15 protein-coding genes and 1 pseudogene are annotated in these 17,846 nt (G+C 41.3%); 11 read left to right on the top strand and 5 right to left on the bottom strand.

Going from position 1 to position 17,846, the window contains the following annotated elements:
* The first annotated feature begins 235 nt into the window (after positions 1 to 235).
* On the top strand, positions 236 to 433 hold the full coding sequence (locus CAP51_RS01680; protein ID WP_087618997.1) for a hypothetical protein: 198 nt from the start codon (positions 236 to 238) through the stop codon (positions 431 to 433).
* A 160-nt stretch (positions 434 to 593) separates the two neighbouring features.
* On the opposite strand, the gene CAP51_RS01675 is transcribed toward CAP51_RS01680, so the two are convergent.
* Both CAP51_RS01675 and CAP51_RS01670 read right to left on the bottom strand, forming a co-directional pair.
* Positions 594 to 2,729: a 3-hydroxyacyl-CoA dehydrogenase NAD-binding domain-containing protein gene (locus CAP51_RS01675; RefSeq protein WP_087618996.1), complete on the bottom strand. Its 2,136-nt coding sequence runs from the start codon at positions 2,727 to 2,729 to the stop codon at positions 594 to 596.
* Between the two features lie 11 nt (positions 2,730 to 2,740).
* Complete coding sequence (locus CAP51_RS01670; protein WP_087618995.1) at positions 2,741 to 3,946, bottom strand: acetyl-CoA C-acetyltransferase; 1,206 nt, start codon at positions 3,944 to 3,946, stop codon at positions 2,741 to 2,743.
* Positions 3,947 to 4,250: 304 nt separating this feature from the next.
* Here CAP51_RS01670 and CAP51_RS01665 point away from each other — a divergent pair, with 304 nt between their 5' ends.
* From CAP51_RS01665 to CAP51_RS01645, 5 genes are all read left to right on the top strand, one after another.
* Positions 4,251 to 4,688 (top strand): NUDIX hydrolase, encoded by a 438-nt coding sequence (locus CAP51_RS01665; RefSeq protein ID WP_087619854.1) that lies wholly within the window; start codon positions 4,251 to 4,253, stop codon positions 4,686 to 4,688.
* Between the two features lie 52 nt (positions 4,689 to 4,740).
* Positions 4,741 to 5,340 carry a GNAT family N-acetyltransferase gene (locus CAP51_RS01660; RefSeq protein WP_425426751.1) on the top strand — a complete coding sequence of 200 codons (600 nt, stop codon included), beginning with the start codon at positions 4,741 to 4,743 and terminating at the stop codon, positions 5,338 to 5,340.
* Between the two features lie 183 nt (positions 5,341 to 5,523).
* A complete protein-coding gene (gene pheS, locus CAP51_RS01655) occupies positions 5,524 to 6,504 on the top strand; it encodes a phenylalanine--tRNA ligase subunit alpha (RefSeq protein ID WP_087618993.1) in 981 nt (326 codons plus the stop codon).
* A gap of 30 nt (positions 6,505 to 6,534) precedes the next feature.
* Positions 6,535 to 8,937, top strand: coding sequence for a phenylalanine--tRNA ligase subunit beta (gene pheT, locus CAP51_RS01650; protein WP_087618992.1), 2,403 nt, complete (start codon positions 6,535 to 6,537; stop codon positions 8,935 to 8,937).
* Positions 8,934 to 9,227 carry an integration host factor subunit alpha gene (locus CAP51_RS01645; protein WP_087618991.1) on the top strand — a complete coding sequence of 98 codons (294 nt, stop codon included), beginning with the start codon at positions 8,934 to 8,936 and terminating at the stop codon, positions 9,225 to 9,227. Before pheT ends, CAP51_RS01645 begins: the two co-directional genes overlap by 4 nt.
* A 514-nt stretch (positions 9,228 to 9,741) precedes the next feature.
* Here CAP51_RS01645 and CAP51_RS01640 read toward each other — a convergent pair.
* The 3 genes and pseudogenes from CAP51_RS01640 to trxA all read right to left on the bottom strand — a co-directional run.
* A pseudogene (locus CAP51_RS01640) lies at positions 9,742 to 9,969 on the bottom strand (hypothetical protein); the annotation flags it as partial.
* Between the two features lie 409 nt (positions 9,970 to 10,378).
* Positions 10,379 to 11,641 (bottom strand): transcription termination factor Rho, encoded by a 1,263-nt coding sequence (rho, locus tag CAP51_RS01635; protein ID WP_087618990.1) that lies wholly within the window; start codon positions 11,639 to 11,641, stop codon positions 10,379 to 10,381.
* A gap of 295 nt (positions 11,642 to 11,936) precedes the next feature.
* Positions 11,937 to 12,263, bottom strand: a complete 327-nt coding sequence (trxA, locus tag CAP51_RS01630) for a thioredoxin (RefSeq protein ID WP_087618989.1) — start codon at positions 12,261 to 12,263, stop codon at positions 11,937 to 11,939.
* 287 nt (positions 12,264 to 12,550) lie between these two features.
* On the opposite strand from trxA, the gene ppx reads away from it, so the two are divergent.
* From ppx to CAP51_RS01605, 5 genes are read left to right on the top strand one after another with little or no spacing between them, the layout of a single operon-like run.
* Complete coding sequence (gene ppx, locus CAP51_RS01625) at positions 12,551 to 14,071, top strand: exopolyphosphatase (RefSeq protein WP_087618988.1); 1,521 nt, start codon at positions 12,551 to 12,553, stop codon at positions 14,069 to 14,071.
* Between the two features lie 15 nt (positions 14,072 to 14,086).
* Positions 14,087 to 14,911, top strand: a complete 825-nt coding sequence (locus CAP51_RS01620) for an acetyl-CoA carboxylase carboxyltransferase subunit alpha (RefSeq protein ID WP_087618987.1) — start codon at positions 14,087 to 14,089, stop codon at positions 14,909 to 14,911.
* Complete coding sequence (gene tilS / locus CAP51_RS01615) at positions 14,848 to 16,329, top strand: tRNA lysidine(34) synthetase TilS (RefSeq protein ID WP_087618986.1); 1,482 nt, start codon at positions 14,848 to 14,850, stop codon at positions 16,327 to 16,329. The genes CAP51_RS01620 and tilS overlap by 64 nt, the downstream gene beginning before the upstream one ends.
* Positions 16,330 to 16,346: 17 nt before the next feature.
* Positions 16,347 to 17,186 carry a pyrroline-5-carboxylate reductase gene (gene proC, locus CAP51_RS01610; protein ID WP_087619852.1) on the top strand — a complete coding sequence of 280 codons (840 nt, stop codon included), beginning with the start codon at positions 16,347 to 16,349 and terminating at the stop codon, positions 17,184 to 17,186.
* Positions 17,187 to 17,208: 22 nt separating this feature from the next.
* Positions 17,209 to 17,811 carry a YggT family protein gene (locus CAP51_RS01605; protein ID WP_087618985.1) on the top strand — a complete coding sequence of 201 codons (603 nt, stop codon included), beginning with the start codon at positions 17,209 to 17,211 and terminating at the stop codon, positions 17,809 to 17,811.
* Positions 17,812 to 17,846 lie beyond the last annotated feature (35 nt).

The raw sequence follows: 17,846 nt of genomic DNA, 5'->3' as shown, positions 1-17,846 counted from the left end.
GCATAGATTCAGCGTTATTGATTTTTCATATTTTTTGCTTAATTCTGAGAAATAGATTGCTTAAAATACTGAAAGATTAAGATAAAATATCAGATCATCTTAAATGCAGTTTCGATGAATCCGAGTGTGCTATAAAGTTGCCACTTACATGTTTGCGATTAAATAGAATTCATCACAATGACATATTTTCAAAGTATCTTATTGATTAGGTTAAATAGATACATTGGAAAATGTGATGAAGATAACCCATGCATTACAACAAAAAGTCATTGGTAAATATAAAGATATTATCGAACATCAAGTGACCATCATCGAAGCACAACGCGACAAAATACAAAAACTGGAACAGGAACTGGAAAAATTTAAACAACCACATCATGTCGAATTACCAAAGCATGGTCTGGCTTTATTTAAAAGACGATTCTGGATTTAAGCAAAACAAAGTGATACAACCACACTGATCTTAAGTGTTTGCGATTTAAACCCAAGTTTATAAAATTCTTACTGCGATTTGGATGGTATATTGCTAAATCAGATGTTAAGCAGACTGAAACAGTCCGTAGGCTATTTCAGTCTTTTATTTTAGAAAAATCTTATTTGATGATTTCACCTGATGCAGCATGTTTTTTTAATAATTCTGGTGCTTTAAATCGTTCACCATATCTGGCTTCAAGAGTATTAGCACGTTGCAGCACTTTATCTAGACCATACTGATTTAAAAACTGAATTGCCCCACCTGTCCACGGCGCAAAACCGATACCAAAAATTGAACCAACATTGGCATCGACTACCGATTCCAGTACATTTTCTTCATAGCAGCGTAGCGTATCTAGTGCCTGTACAAACAAGATACGGTCAATAATATCCTGTTCGGTCAGGTCATGATCTTTAGCCCAATAGCTTAGCCCATCCCAAAGATATTTTTTTCCGCTTTCAGGATATTCATAAAACCCTGCGCCTGCGGCTTTACCTTTACGGTTTTGTTGGTGAATCATCCATTGTAGTACATCTTCACTCGGTGAATGTGGCAAGGATTTTCCTTCAGTTGCAAGGGCTTTACGTGCTTCATTGCCAATGTGTTCGGATAATGTCAGGCTCACTTCATCTTGAATGGCAAGTGGACCAACAGGCATACCTGCTTTAAGAGCTGCCATTTCAATTTTGGCTGGATGTACCCCTTCGGCCAGCAAGCGCATACCTTCCTGTACAAATGTCCCGAATACCCGACTGGTAAAGAAGCCACGACTGTCATTAACGACAATGGGTATTTTTCCGATTTGTTGTACAAAATCATAAGCACGTGCCAGTGTTTCATCAGAGGTATGTTGTCCCTTGATGATTTCTACCAGTTGCATTTTATCCACTGGACTAAAGAAATGCAGACCAATAAAGTGCGTTGCATCCTTACTGGCTTGAGCTAAACCTGTAATGGGTAAGGTCGACGTGTTTGAGGCAAAAATTCCACCATCTAGTAAATATTGCTCTGCTTCTTGTGTGACTTTCGCTTTTAATTCCTGATTTTCAAATACTGCTTCAATGATCAGATCACATCCCTGTAAGTCTTTGGCTTCGGCAGTCGGTTGAATATGTGCCAAAATTTGATCTTTCTTTTCTGCGGTTAAACGACTGCGAGAAATACGCTTTTCCAATAGTTTCTGACTATAGGCTTTGCCTTTTTCCGCAGCCTCAATCGAAACATCTTTAAGAACTACGGGTATTCCCTTGATTGCTATGGCATAGGCAATGCCTGCACCCATCATACCAGCACCCAGTACACCCACTTTTTGGGCTTGCCATTTTGCAATGCCTTGTGGACGGCTGGCACCTGCCTTAATGGCATTTAATCCATGCCAGAATGTACCAATCATGTTCTTGGCGACTTGACCTGTAGCAAGCAGAGTAAAATAACGACTTTCTATACGTAGAGCAGTATCAACATCAACCTGTGCACCTTCTACTGCCGCTGCCATGATGGCTTCTGGCGCAGGATAACAGCCTTTGGTTTTATCACGTAATATGGCTGGAGCAATCGCAAGCATCTGTGCAACCGCGGGAGTTTTGGGATCACCACCTGGAATTTTATAGCCTTTAACATCAAAAGGTTGTTGGCTCTTTGGATTGACCTTGATCCATGCAATGGCTTTTTCCAGTAATTCTGGTTGTGTTTGTGCAGTGTCATGGATTAGACCAGCTTTGAGGGCTTGCTCTACACCAAACTGTTTACCTTCCAATAGATAAGGGAATGCAGTTTGTAAACCAAGTAAACGAACCATACGCACAATGCCACCACCACCGGGCAATAAACCTAGAGTAACTTCGGGTAAACCAAACTTGGTTTTAGGATCGGTTAAGGCAATACGATGATGACAGCCTAAAGCAATTTCCCAGCCGCCGCCCAAGGCTGTACCATTTAAACACGCCACCACAGGCACACCCAAAGTTTCGATATAACGTAGCTGGTTTTTCAGTTCCTGAATGGTATGAAAAAATGCTGTGGCATGTTCGGGTTGAATCTGGATTAGATCATCAAGATCACCGCCAGCAAAGAAGGTTTTCTTTGCCGAGGTAAAAATAATGCCTGTGATCTTGTCTTCCTGAGCAAGTGTTTTAACTGTGTCGGTTAAAGCCTCACGAAAATCTGCATTCATGGTGTTGGCAGATTGATTGGGAGAATCCAAGGTTAAAATCACGATGTTATCGGCATTTTTATGATATTGAATTGCGCTCATGACTTTACTCCTTAAACTCTTTCAATAATGGTGGCAATTCCCATCCCACCGCCTACGCAGAGGGTGGCTAAACCACGTTTTTTGTTTTGACGTTCCAGTTCATCCAGTAATGTGCCGATAATCATTGCACCTGTAGCACCCAGTGGATGTCCCATGGCAATTGCACCACCATTGACATTGACTTTCTCCGCAGGCACATTTAATTCATTGATAAAACGCATCACTACCGCTGCAAAAGCTTCATTGACTTCAAATAAATCAATATCATCAATGGTTAAACCAGCTTTTTGTAGTGCTTTACGAGCGGCAGGGGCAGGGCCAGTCAGCATAATGGTAGGATCTGTCCCGACCAGTGCCGTGGCAATAATTTTGGCACGAGGTTTTAAACCTAGTTCCTGTGCTGCTTTTTCTGAGCCAATCAAGAGTAATGCCGCACCATCAACAATGCCTGATGAATTCCCTGCATGATGTACATGATTGATTTTTTGTGCTTCTGGATATTTTTGCAAGGCAACAGCATCAAAGCCCATTTGTCCCATCATTTCAAAACTAGCATTGAGTTTGGCAAGCCCTTCAACTGTGGTATTGCTACGAATAAACTCATCTTTATCCAGAATCGTCACGCCTGCGGCATCTTTGACAGCAATGATAGAGCGATCAAAATACCCATTGGCTTGCGCTTGTGCGGCTTTTTGTTGGGACTGTACCGCAAAAGTATCGACATCTGTGCGACTATAACCATCTAATGTAGCGATTAAATCTGCACCGATACCTTGCGGAACAAATGAGGATTTTAAATTGGTTTCTGGATCCAGTGCCCAAGGTCCGCCATCTGAACCCATGGCAATCCGTGACATGGATTCGACACCGCCTGCCACGATTAAATCTTCCCAGCCTGAACGAATTTTTTGAGCCGCTAAATTAACAGCTTCCAGACCTGAGGCACAAAAACGATTGATTTGCATACCAGCGACTTGATCACTCCAGCCTGCGGCAATGGCTGCGGTCTTGGCAATATCGCCACCCTGATCGGCAATTGGGGTAACACAGCCTAAAATAATATCTTCGACTTTTGTGGTATCCAGCTGCTGACGTTGTTGTAAGGCATGTAATAGGGTTGTGACAAGTGTAATGGGTTTAACTTCGTATAAACTGCCATCTTTTTTTCCTTTCCCGCGGGGCGTGCGAATCGCATCAAAAATATAAGCTTCGCTCATGCTGACGTCCTGTATCATTAAAATCATTGTGTAACGAGTGTACGCAATAAAATGTCTATCACAATGACCAGTTTGATAAACTTGGCTGATCTTATTGGTCAATCTACAGCATTATGCGTTATATCAATGCTATAGGAACATCTGGTTCGGGAAAGTCAACGCTGGCACGGCAATTGGTAACTAAGTTAAATCTGACTTAGTATGGGGAAATGGTATAGGTATAAAGTATTAACATATTTAGTTTATTCACCTAATTTGACTAAAACAAAAGCATTTTTACAGCAGCTTTAATCAGAGAGAGATGATGCAAACAATCCGTGCCAAAGCTTTGTGTATTTTTCGCCATAATAACAAAGTTTTATTATCAGAAGCTTATGATCCAGCCAAAGATGAACATTATCTAAGACCGATTGGTGGCAGCATTGAGTTTGGTGAAACATCGCAACAGGCCATTGAAAGAGAAGTGCTTGAAGAGATTGGTGCAGAAATCCATGTGCTTGGATTGCTGGAGGTATATGAAAATTTATTTACTTTTAATGGCCAACAAGGTCACGAAATTGTGTTTATGTATCATGCACAATTAAAAGATCAACGTATATATGATCAACCGCAAGTATTGGGCTGCGAAACTGATGGGACGCAGTTTATTGCAAAATGGTTTAGTCAGGCTGAAATTTACGCCACCCAAAAACCTGTTTATCCGATAGGCGTTGATCGTGTACTCTTTAGCAATGCTTTCTAGGCATGAGCACATTTCAATTTAAGATAAATAGAGCGTTTAAAACATGAATGAAATGACAGATTTTTTGGCAAATGGGGTGGTTTTAAGTCAACACGGCGTGCGTTTGGAACCCTTGGATTTTACCCATGCTGATGGTTTAGCAAAAGCATGTCAGGATGGCGAACTGTGGACATTACGGGTAACGTCTACACCACATTATACAAAGGTTGATGAGTATATTGCTCAGGCACTTGAACAAAAAAATGTGGGTAGCCGATTTGCTTTTGCCGTGATTGATATTGAGCAGGATCTTGTGATTGGTACCAGTAGTTATCATGATATTGTGCCGGCACTTGGGCGTGTGGAAATTGGCTATACATGGTATGCCAAGACCTATCAACGTACCCATGTCAATACCACCTGTAAATTTTTACTGTTGCAATATGCCTTTGAGGTATTAAAGGTCAATACGGTAGGTTTTCGTACCGATCAATTTAATTTTGCCAGTCAAAAAGCAATTGAGCGTTTGGGCGCAAAAAAAGATGGGGTGATTCGTGGGCATGCTTTGCGTAAAGATGGTAGCATTCGCGATACTGTGATGTATAGCATTGTTAATGGTGAATGGACAAATGTGAAAGCGCATTTAAGCTATTTATTACAGGATAAATATTAGAAAAGGGCAGTATTTGGATAAGCATCAGCTTTTTGCACTGTCGAGAAAAATTATTTCATCAAGATGCGGTGAGTAAGGCAAAGATTTTTATCTGCTTTCACAGGGTAGAGAGGGTTAAACTGGCTTAAAAAACTGCTAGAATAGAGCGGTTTTTAACATATGAATCAATCAACGAGAGTTATTATGTCACTGGAAGCTCTGACCAATGAAGCGTTGGCTGCGATTGCAGCAGCCAATGATCTTGCCGCACTTGATCAAGTACGTGTGCAATTTACAGGGAAAAAAAGTCAGCTTGCAGAGCAGTCAAAATCACTGGGTAAAATGGATCCCGAAACACGCAAAGTTGAAGGGGCAAAAATCCATGCCGTTCGTGAAGCGATTAACAATGCACTGACCGAACGTCAGACAGCATTACAACAACAAGCTTTACAAGCAAAACTTGCCAGCGAAACTATCGACATCAGTTTACCAGGTCGTGGTCAACAAATTGGCAGCATTCACCCTGTGACGCAAGTACGTGAGCGTATTAGCCAGTTTTTTACCAAAGCCGGCTTTCTGGTGGCAGAAGGCCCAGAAGTTGAAGATGATTATCACAACTTTGAAGCCTTAAATATTCCAGGACACCATCCTGCGCGTGCCATGCACGATACTTTCTATTTCGATGCTCAGCATTTATTGCGTACGCATACATCGGGTGTACAAATCCGTACCATGGAAGTGAGCAAGCCACCGATTCGGATCATTTGCCCAGGGCGTGTGTATCGGTGTGATTCAGATCAGACACATTCGCCGATGTTCCATCAGATCGAAGGTTTGTATGTGACTGAAAACACCAACTTTACAGAATTTAAAGGCATTATCATCAATTTGCTGGAAGCCTTTTTTGAAAAAGAATTAACCGTGCGTTTTCGTCCGTCCTATTTTCCATTTACCGAACCAAGTGCCGAAGTGGATATTATGGATGAACGGGGTAAATGGCTGGAAGTCATGGGCTGCGGCATGGTACATCCAACAGTACTTAAAAATTGCGGGATTGACCCGGAACAATATTCAGGCTTTGCCTTTGGTTTAGGAATTGAGCGTTTTGCCATGTTACGTTATGGCGTAAATGACTTGCGCTTATTCTATCAAAATGATGTGCGTTTCTTACGCCAATTTGCCTAAATCAAGATTAAAGTTTGAGGAAAGATTATCATGAAAATTAGTGAAAATTGGTTACGCAGTTGGGTGAACCCGGCAGTTGATAGTGACAAGTTGGCCGAACAACTGACCATGTTGGGACTGGAAATTGATGAAACTGCCCCTGTGGCAAAACATTTTACCGGTGTAGTGGTGGGAGAGGTTTTGACGGTTGAGCAGCATCCTGATGCAGATCGTTTACGTGTCACCACAGTCAACATTGGAGAGGCTGAACCTTTACAAATCGTTTGTGGTGCACCGAATGTACGTGTGGGAATGAAAGCTCCAGTAGCGACCATTGGTGCAGTATTACCAGGTGATTTTAAAATTAAAAAAGGCAAGCTACGTGGCGTTGAATCACATGGCATGCTATGCGGTGCATCAGAAATTGATCTGGAAGATAAAATTGATGGGCTGCTGGAATTACCGGAAGATGCGCCAGTTGGGATATGTATCCGCGAATATTTGAAGCTTGATGATCGGGTCATTGACATTAGTATTACACCGAATCGCGGTGACTGTTTTAGTATTCGTGGGATTGCCCGCGAAGTAGCGGTGATCAATCAACTGCAATATCAGGCACCTGATATTCAGCCTGTTGCCGCAACGATTGCAGATGAAAAACCAGTATTCGTTGAAACCCAAGGTGCACCACGTTATTTGGGGCGTATCATTAAAAATGTCAATACGCAGGCAGTTACACCAGACTGGATGCAAGAGGCATTATCACGTTCCGGGATTCGTAGTCACAGTATTCTGGTGGATATTACCAACTATGTATTGATGGAACTGGGTCAACCTCTGCATGCTTTTGATCTGGATAAAATCACTGGTTCAGTGATTGTACGTCAGGCCAAAGAAGGTGAAAAGCTGGTTTTACTGAATGAGCAGGAAGTTGCGCTGCAAGATGATGTGATGGTAATTGCTGATGATGAAAAAGTGCTGGCAATTGCAGGGATCATGGGTGGCTTATCGTCTAGTGTGACTGATACAACTCGGGATATTTTTCTTGAAAGTGCCTTCTTCGATCCTTTAGCCATTGCTGGTCGTGCTCGTCGTTTTGGTTTACATACCGATGCATCGCAGCGTTATGAACGTGGGGTCGATTTCGAATTGCCTTTGCTTGCCATGCATCGTGCCAGTCAGTTGATTCAACAACTGGCAGCAACAGATGAAACCGGTTTTGCTGAAATTACCGTAGAGGAAAAACCTGAGTTATTACCAAAGCGTACAGCGATTGGTTTGACACAAGTTCAGGTGGATAAACTACTCGGCTTTAGCATTGAAGGTGCTTTTATTGAAGATGTTCTGACACGTTTGGAATGTCAGGTTGAACGCACTGTAGATGATGGCTGGATTGTTACACCGCCTTCACATCGTTATGATTTAAGCATCTATCAGGATTTGATTGAAGAAATTGCCCGCATCTATGGTTATGACAATATTCCAACTGCCAAACCAGAGATGCAGATTACACTGGCTGATTATCAGGATCAAACAGAATTGGGGCAATTGCGTCAAACCTTGGTGACATTAGGTTATCAGGAAGCAATCAGTTTTAGTTTTGTCGATGAAAAACTAGAAAAACAACTGAATCCAGACGTTCAGGCTTTGGCACTGGCCAATCCAATTTCCAGCGATCTTGCTGTGATGCGTAGCACCTTGTTATCCAGTTTAATTCCGTGTGTACAATACAATATTAATCGTCAGCAGGGCCGTGTACGTTTCTTTGAACTGGGCTTACGTTTTGCTTATCCACAAGATCAGCAAGATACAAACAGTATTGATGATCTTAAGCAAATTCCGACATTAGCCCTGATTGCTGTGGGTTCACATAAACCTGAACAATGGCATGAAAAAACTCAAGCCATGGATTTTTTTGATTTAAAAGGTGAAATCGAAAATATTTTGGCTGTTGCACATATACAGGCAGAATATGTACGTTCCGAACGTGCCTGGTTACATCCGGGACAATCGGCAGAGATTTTGCATAATGGCAAGTCTATCGGTTATTTAGGCCGTTTACATCCTTCGCTGGAAACTGCACTGGATTTGGGCATAACATGGGTGGCAGAGCTCGATCAAAGTGCAGTTTTGCAACCGTATGTATATAATTTTACAGAATTATCACGTTTTCCTTCGGTTAGACGTGATATTGCAGTATTAATTAATGATACTATTGCGCTAAGTCGTATAGACGCTACTATAAAACAAGCAGCGGGCGAGTTTCTAGCAGCAAGTTGGTTGTTTGATGTCTATACCGGACAGGGTGTGGACGTAGGATATCGTTCATTGGCATTCGCTTTGCATTTTCAACATTCTTCACGTACACTCGAAGATGCTGAGATTAAGCAAGCGATGGACAACGTGATTGAAAGCCTAGAAACAACGTATAAAGCAAAATTGAGGGCATCATGACAGCATTAACGAAAGCTGAGATGGCAGATCATCTAAGTGAAAAAACAAGCTTAAACCGCCGTGAAGCAAAGCAACTTGTTGAGCTTTTCTTCAACGAGCTGAGTCAGGCATTAATTGAAGGTGAGCAAGTCAAACTTTCAGGATTTGGTAATTTTGAATTACGTGATAAACGTCAACGTCCTGGACGAAATCCGAAAACTGGCGAAGAAATTCCAATTACTGCGCGTCGTGTAGTGACATTCCGTGCAGGACAAAAATTCAGACAACGAGTCGAAAACGAACAAAGCTGATTTCGTTTTACGCTATTGAAGGCATCCTAGTGATGCCTTTTTTAATGTTTGGATTTAAACGATTTTATGATGATGAAAAGCTCTTTCCAATTGATCCTTATCTGTGGAAATAGGTGTGAATGACAAGAGTAAGATCAAATATCTAAAAGTATAGGGAGAGCGATAAAATGGCGTTATACGCTGTATATAGCACGACATGATGGTTTTAGTATTTAAAGATGAAAAGGGTAGTTACAGTGTCTAGATACGTTGAGAGTACTTTAAAATAGGATAGACAGATCTAATAAGTGATTAAACGAATAAGAATAGAAAAAAGAATTATAACGATGGAACTGAAATTTATTTTAAATCACTAAGACAATAAAAAAGAGAGCAAATGCTCTCTTTTTAAGAATTATGCTTCTAATTTTAAAAATTAGTGAGCAGCTTCTTCTTTAGGTGCGTCAGCAGCTGGAGCAGCGGCAGCGTCAGTTGCAGCAGCAGCGGCATCAGTTGCAGCGTCAGCAGCAGTAGTAGCAGCGTCAGCAGCTTGGTCAGCAGCAGCAGTAGCTTCTGTAGCAGCAGCGTCTGTAGATTGAGCAGCAGCAGCGTCAGCAGCAGCTTCAGCTTCTGTAGCAGCAGCAGTTGCGTCAGCAGCAGCAGCGTTAGCATCAGTAGCAGCTTCTTCAGTTTTCTTAGCACAGCCAACGAAAGTTAAAGACGCAGCAATAGCAGTTGCAATAGCAATATTTTTGAATAACATGGCATCACTCTCTATATAAATTGAGATTAAGTTAAGATTCGCCTTTATAGTAAAAAGATAAATCTTCCCTCGCATTGGATGAATTATCTTAAGGCTTATCGGCTTGATGAATATGCTATCACCGAGTGATTTTAATTTCTACTGGCTTGATATTTTTTAATGATGAAAAATATAAATTAACTTTTAAAAATTAAGAAGATTTAGCAATAGCAAAATATAACCTCTTTAAAATATATTTATAAATAATTGAATTATATTTATTTTTTATTAATAGGGCGGCGATGATCAACAGCAGCATTTTCTTCGTTACGTCATGTAAAAAAATGTAATGTTTGTCAACCAATTTTGAATTCATAAAAAAACCGCCATTTTTTATAAAATAGCGGTTATTTTGTTTGGACAATTAAGCTTATTGTTTACGTTTCATTTGATCGAAAAAGTCATCATTGGTTTTGGTTTCTTTCATGCGATCAAGTAAAAATTCCATTGCAGCAAGCTCATCCATAGGATGTAACAGCTTACGCAGAATCCAGACTTTACGCAGGTTTTCTTCACTCATCAGACGTTCTTCACGGCGCGTACCGGATTTTTTGATGTTCATCGCAGGGAAGACACGTTTTTCAGCAATACGTCGATCCAAGGTGACTTCTTGGTTACCGGTACCTTTGAATTCTTCGTAAATCACTTCATCCATTTTACTACCGGTTTCAATCAACGCAGTAGAGATGATGGTTAATGAGCCACCTTCTTCAATATTACGTGCCGCACCAAAGAAACGCTTTGGACGTTCTAGTGCATGTGCATCCAAACCACCGGTCAGAACTTTACCTGAAGAGGGGATTACGGTGTTATAAGCACGGGCAAGACGGGTAATGGAATCCAGCAAGATCACCACATCTTTTTTATGCTCAACCAGACGTTTGGCTTTTTCAATTACCATCTCGGCAACTTGAACGTGACGAGTCGGTGATTCATCAAATGTTGAGGCAACCACTTCACCACGCACACTACGTTCCATTTCTGTGACTTCTTCTGGACGTTCGTCAATCAATAGCACGATCAGAAAAACTTCCGGATTGTTACGTACAATCGATTGCGCGATGTTTTGTAATAACATGGTTTTACCGGCTTTTGGCGGTGCCACAATGATAGAACGCTGGCCTTTACCGATAGGTGCGATAAGATCGACCACACGTGCAGTTAAATCTTCTGTAGTACCGTTACCCAGTTCCATGATCAATTGTTCGGTTGGGAATAACGGTGTTAAGTTTTCAAATAGAATTTTATTACGTGAGTTTTCTGGTGTGTCGTAGTTAATTTGATTAACTTTTAACAATGCAAAATAGCGTTCGCCTTCTTTGGGTGGACGAATTGTACCGGTAATGGTATCGCCTGTGCGTAAGTTAAATCTGCGGATTTGTGATGGACTGACATAAATGTCATCTGGACCCGCTAAATAAGAACCTGCTGCAGAACGTAAAAAGCCAAAACCATCAGAAAGAATTTCGAGTACGCCATCACCAAAAATCTCTTCGCCATTCATTGCGTGACGCTTTAAAATCGCAAAGATAATATCTTGTTTGCGATTACGTGCCATGCCTTCGAGACCCATAAATTCGGCTATTTTAATTAATTCGCCAATAGGTTTTTTCTTAAGTTCAGTTAAGTTCATATGAGGATAGTCAGTAATAAGAAGCTTTTAACAAATGAAGAAGTGAATTACACAAGTTCGCACACTCAAATCGGTTGGAGTGATGTCTTGATCGTATCTGTACCAGTAAACTCAGGATAATGTGTAAGGCAAAATATCGGAAGACTTGATGAGCCGAGCGGCGATCTTATTTTAACATTAAACCCCTTTAAAAAATTAAGGAATTTAAACTCAGGCAAACTATAAGGGAGGACATCGCATTTGTCAATTGATTCAATAAAAATACCATCCAAAGGAGGATGGTATTTCCGATCAATTAGATATTGCTATCGATAAAGTCAACCAGTTTTGAACGTGGCACTGCACCTACTTGTTGGGCAACGACTTCACCATCTTTAAATAGCAAAAGTGCTGGGATATTACGAATATTGTAATTAACAGCAGTTGCTTCGCAGTTGGTAACGTCAACTTTGACAATTTTAACTTTGCCTTCATAGGTGCCGGCAAGGTCTTCAAGTACAGGTGCAATAGCTTTACATGGAGCACACCAACCTGCCCAGAAATCTACAAGAACAGGTGTGTCACTTTCTAATACATCTGATTTAAAGTTGTCATCAGTTGTATTGATAATATTCTCTGACATGGGTTTACTCCAAATTTATTTAAAAAAGTCAGGTGTGATGCGTGAAATGATCATTGAGTTTATCACACAGCTATGGATTCATTTATAGGGGCATGATTATAATTTTCAAGTTTTATCTATAGATTGTCTAATGGGTGCTTTCGATAGGGATTATCGTAAAGCACAATCATTTTTGCAATATCTCTCTTGAATTGTTAATTGTTGGGCATTTAAAGGCGAATAAATCTTTAAAAAAAACTGCCAGTGCATTACTCTTAACATGTTTTATATTCGGGTATATGCTCATAATGTCTGATTTTTTGATCGATGAAGAACTACTTGCTGCAATTGATATGGGATCTAACAGTTTTCATCTTGCGATTGCGAGAGTAGATCATGGGGAAGTAAAGAAAGTTGCCTCGATGTCAGAGAAAGTGCAACTTGCTGCGGGACTTGATGAAAATAATTATTTAAGTGAAGCAGCACAACAACGGGGGCTGGCCTGTCTTTCGAGATTTGTTGGTCGATTGGGCGCAGTACCCAATAACCGTTTGAGAATTGTTGCGACCAATGCCTTGCGTCAGGCAGAAAATGGCGATGAATTCATGCAAAAAGCTGCGGAAATTTTACCCAAGCCTATAGAGATTATCGCTGGTCGTGAAGAAGCACGTCTGATTTATCTGGGTGTTTCTCATACCATGGCCAATGGTGGCCGGCGTCTGGTCATTGATATTGGTGGTGGATCGACCGAGTTTATTATTGGTGAAGAATTCGAACCTATCCTTACAGAATCTTTGCAAATGGGTTGTGTGGCTTATACCAAGGCATTTTTCCCAGAAGGTGAAATTAGCGTTAAGGCATTTGATAAGGCTGTGGTTGCCGCACGCAAGGAATTAAGTGCCATTGCCAGTACCTATTTGTCGGCAGGTTGGGATACTGTTGTAGGATCAAGCGGAACCATTAAGGCCTGTCGTCAGATCTTGGTCAATATGGGGTTGAGTGATGATCAGCAAAATGTAACAGCTTCGGGGTTGCAAAAACTCAAGGATCGATTATTAAAATTTGATCATATTGGCAAAATCGATTTTGAAGGTTTGCGTGATGATCGACGGGCAGTGTTGCCGGCAGGTCTGGCAATTTTATCGGCAGTTTTTGAAGTACTGAAAATTGATAAACTGGCCTATTCCGATGGCGCCTTACGTGAAGGTGTCATGTATGACTTGCTCGGGCGTTTTCGTCATGAAGACATTCGTGATCGCAGTGTGCAAGCCATGATGGGGCGTTATGGTTCTGATCCAAAACAGGCTGAAAGGGTGGTACAAACCGCACAAAAACTGTTTGAGGATGTCGATACTGCTTTAAATTTAAGTAGTGATGATGATGATTTGTTGCGCCGTGCAGCTTATCTGCATGAAATTGGTTTGGCGATCAGTCATGGTGGTTATCATCGTCATGGTGCATATCTATTACAGCATTCCGATATTCCGGGATTTTCACAGATTGATCAAAACCATTTGTCACATTTGGTCGCTCATCACCGCCGCAAATTACGCCATGATTCATTACTAGATGTGCAGAAAGTTGGTGGTAAAAAGCTGGTTTTCCTGTGTTTACTGATGAGATTGGCCGTTTTGCTTAATCATAGTCGTAGCGATACTGCTTTGCCTGAGTTTGATTTACAAGTGAAAAATGAGCAGAGTTGGCAATTGACCATTTCTGGAGATGTGAAACAATGGCCACTACTGATCGCTGATTTACATGATGAACAGATTCAATTTAAACATTGGAATGTTGATCTGCAAATTAAGTCCGATCAACATATGGATTAATAATTAGAGTAGGCTATGAACACTAAGGCAAAAATCTCACAGGCTTGGCAGACAGTAAAAATTGCCCGTCATCCCGAACGTCCACAATTCCTCGATTATGTAAGTGAAATTTTTACCGAATTTGATGCATTGCACGGCGATCGTTTGTTTGGTGATGATGGTGCTTTAGTGGGTGGTTTAGCCCGTTTTTACGGTCAGCCTGTTGTTGTGGTCGGACAGCATAAAGGCCGTAATACCCGCGAACGCTTGCAACATAATTTTGGGATGTGTAATCCCGAAGGCTATCGTAAATCACAACGCCTGTTTGATTTGGCAGAGCGTTTTAATTTACCGGTATTGACCTTTATTGATACCATGGGCGCATATCCAGGTGTTGGTGCCGAAGAGCGTGGTCAGGCCGAAGCAATTGCCAAAAATCTGGCGCAATTGTCGAGCTTGAAAGTACCTGTGATTGCGACTGTCATTGGTGAAGGTGGTTCTGGTGGTGCGCTGGCGATTGGGGTTGCTGATCGTGTGATTATGCTTTCTCACAGTATTTATTCGGTGATTTCTCCAGAAGGTTGCGCATCCATTTTATGGAAAACAGCCGAAAAGGCAGAGCAAGCCAGTGAGGCTTTAGCCCTAACGGCTGATCGCCTTAAAAAACTGGGTATTGTTGAAACTGTCGTGGATGAAGGTGAGGGTGCACATTTACATCCCATCAAAGTGATGCATCAATTACAAGAAGTATTAAAAGATACTTTAGATGAATTGTTAGAAATGGATGCCAATGCGCGATGCGAAGCACGTTACCAACGTTTAATGAAGTTTGGCAGCGAAAATTTAGTCAACGCCTCTTAAGTCATTTACAGCAATTTGATCCACAGGCAAAAATTGTTCTTGGGTGTAGTGGTGGCATGGATTCCATGTTGCTGCTATATCTGTTAGCAGAGTTAATCCCTCAGCGTCTTTACGTTCTCTCCGTTGATCATCAGCTACAGCAAGCCAGTGCAGCTTGGTCTGATTTTGTTCTGCATCACTGTCAAAAACTGAACATTCTTTGTCAGATTATTCCTGTACAAATACAAGCAGGCAATCTTGAAGCACAGGCACGGCAGGCACGTTATGCTGCTTTTTTGCAACATTTAAATCCTCAAGATATTTTGGTTCTGGCACATCATCAACAGGATCAGGCTGAAACTGTTTTACTAAGATTATTACAAGGTGCTGGGGTCAGCGGTTTATCTGCGATGCAGGAGATCGAATGGCGTAAACTGCATCATCATAATCTGTCACAACATGATCCTTTTCAAAACGATCTTTCCCAAAGTGGTTTAGTTTCCGATTTTTCTTTAAGTCATGATAATAACTTAAACCCGCATTCGGCCTCTCAATTAGATACTGCCGAGTATGCTTTATGGCGACCATTATTGACGTTATCCCGACAACAGATTAGCCAATGGATACAACAGTTGAATATTGAGTATGTTGATGATCCTATGAATCATGATAAACATTATGATCGTGTCTGGTGCAGGGAACAACTTTGGCCATTACTCGAGCAACGCTTTCCCAGAATGCAAGAGGGCATTGCCCGTTGTGCAACCTTAATGCAGGATGCGGACAGCATTCTGTATGAGGTGTTACAGCAGGATTTAAAACAATGTGTTGATTCGCAGCAGCGTTTAAATATTGAGTGTTTAAATCAGTTATCCTTACCACGGCAACGGCAATTACTTTCTGTCTGGATGCAGGGTGAAGATTCCTATCGACCACCTTTTGCCATGGTGGAACGAATCCGAACTGAAGTCATTGCGGCGCGACAAGATGCACAAAGCGTATTACATCATGCCAGTTATGATTTCGTGCGCTTCGATGGCTACTTATACCGTTATCCACAAGCAGTATGGCAAGCTTTGCAAACAACACCGCAACAGCAAACTTTATGTTTTGATGTTACAGTGCAGCACCAGATTGCCTTGGGTGATGTAAAGGTTGAGATGGCGAGCTTCGGCATAGATCGTGCTTTGTTATCTAAGACGTTAACGTTGGTTGCGAGGCAAGGCGGTGAAAAAATTGCTTTTTATGGGCGCAAAGGGCACCGTATTTTGAAAAAAGAGCTACAGGAAAGAAAAATACCCCCTTGGTTTCGTCATCAAACGCAAATATTGATGTACCATAATACGATTCTTGGTGTATTTACATCGACAGGATTTTGGCTGGCTGAAAGTGTTTATTGTGGCAAAGATGGCTGGTTACCAAATTTACAACTGCATTAATAATGGATCAAATGAAAATGGCAAAGAGTTTAGATCGTAATATTACGTTCATTGGTGGAGGAAATATGGCACAAGCCCTGATTGGTGGCTTGCTTGCCCGTGGTTTACCGACTACACGTATTACCGTATCTGATCCAGTGCCTCAGATTCAGGACATATTAAAGCAGCAGGATATCAATGTCGGTGATGATAATTTAACCGCGATTCAACATGCAGATGTGATTGTACTGGCCGTAAAACCGCAAGTGCTGGCACAGGTATTAAAACCACTCGCAGGTCAGCTAAAAAATCAATTGGTGATTTCTATTGTTGCTGGTGCCCCAATTCATTTGATTTCCCAACTTTTGGGTGGCTATGCGCGCATTGTTCGTGTGATGCCAAATACGCCTGCACTGGTACAATGTGGTGCTCATGGGATGTATGCAGCCGAGTCTGTGAATGAAGAAGATCGGGAATTGACGGTAAAAATTTTATCGGCGACTGGATTGACCATATGGGTTGATCAAGAAAAGAAAATTGATGCAGTAACAGCACTTTCGGGTTCGGGGCCAGCCTATTTCTTCTATTTGATGGAAGCCATGATTCAGGCGGGTAAAAATCTGGGCTTGGATGAAAAAACTGCATCGGCATTAACTTTACAAACTGCACTCGGTGCTGCACAAATGGCCATTACCAGTGAGCATACGCCGGCGCAATTGCGTCGAAATGTCACGTCACCACATGGCACTACCGAAGCTGCAATTGAAACTTTTGATTCTTTTCAGGTATCGCAGCATATTCAGGCTGCACTGGCTGCCGCAGAAAAACGTAGCCAAAGTTTGGCACAGGAACTTGCGGAACGTATCAATACCCCATAAATTAACCCAACTTTAATGAAAAGTGAGTAGTACTTTGGCACTAATTTTTAATGTCATTATTAATGTTGCGATTCTTTTAGTCTTTTTGCGTTTTTTAATGCAACTTGCAGCAATTAATTTTTTTAATCCTGTGGTGCAATCCACAGTGAAAGCAACCAAAGTGGTTGATATTCTTAATCGTTCTTTACCAGTTGTGGCAAAGGGCCGGGTGAATCTTGCCGCTATTATTCTGTTAATTATTCTATACTTGTTAAAAGTATGGGGATTAAGTCATCTTGATATTGGTATTAATATTTTTGATGTACATTATAAGAATCTAGCCGCAGGTATTGATAGTTTGTTGCTTGGTACATTGATGGCAGTGACAGATGGTGTGATCACGTTTTGTCGTTATCTGATTTTTGCAGCCATTATCATGAGCTGGGTGGTGATGTTTACTCAGAATCGCGGGCCTTATGCAGAAGCGATACAGGATCTAGCAGAACCTCTGTTTGCACCGTTTCGTAAAATTATGCCAAACATGGGTATGATTGATTTATCGCCATTGTTTGCTATTCTGGCTTTATTGATCATTGATATTGTAATGGCCAATGTATCGTTGAGTGTAATGAGCGGATTTCGTTAATTTACGATAGTTAATAAAAAAACCTGCCCAAAATA

Source organism: Acinetobacter populi, from assembly GCF_002174125.1.
Classification (GTDB): Bacteria; Pseudomonadota; Gammaproteobacteria; order Pseudomonadales; family Moraxellaceae; genus Acinetobacter; species Acinetobacter populi.
This window is presented reverse-complemented; position numbering and strand designations above follow the sequence as displayed.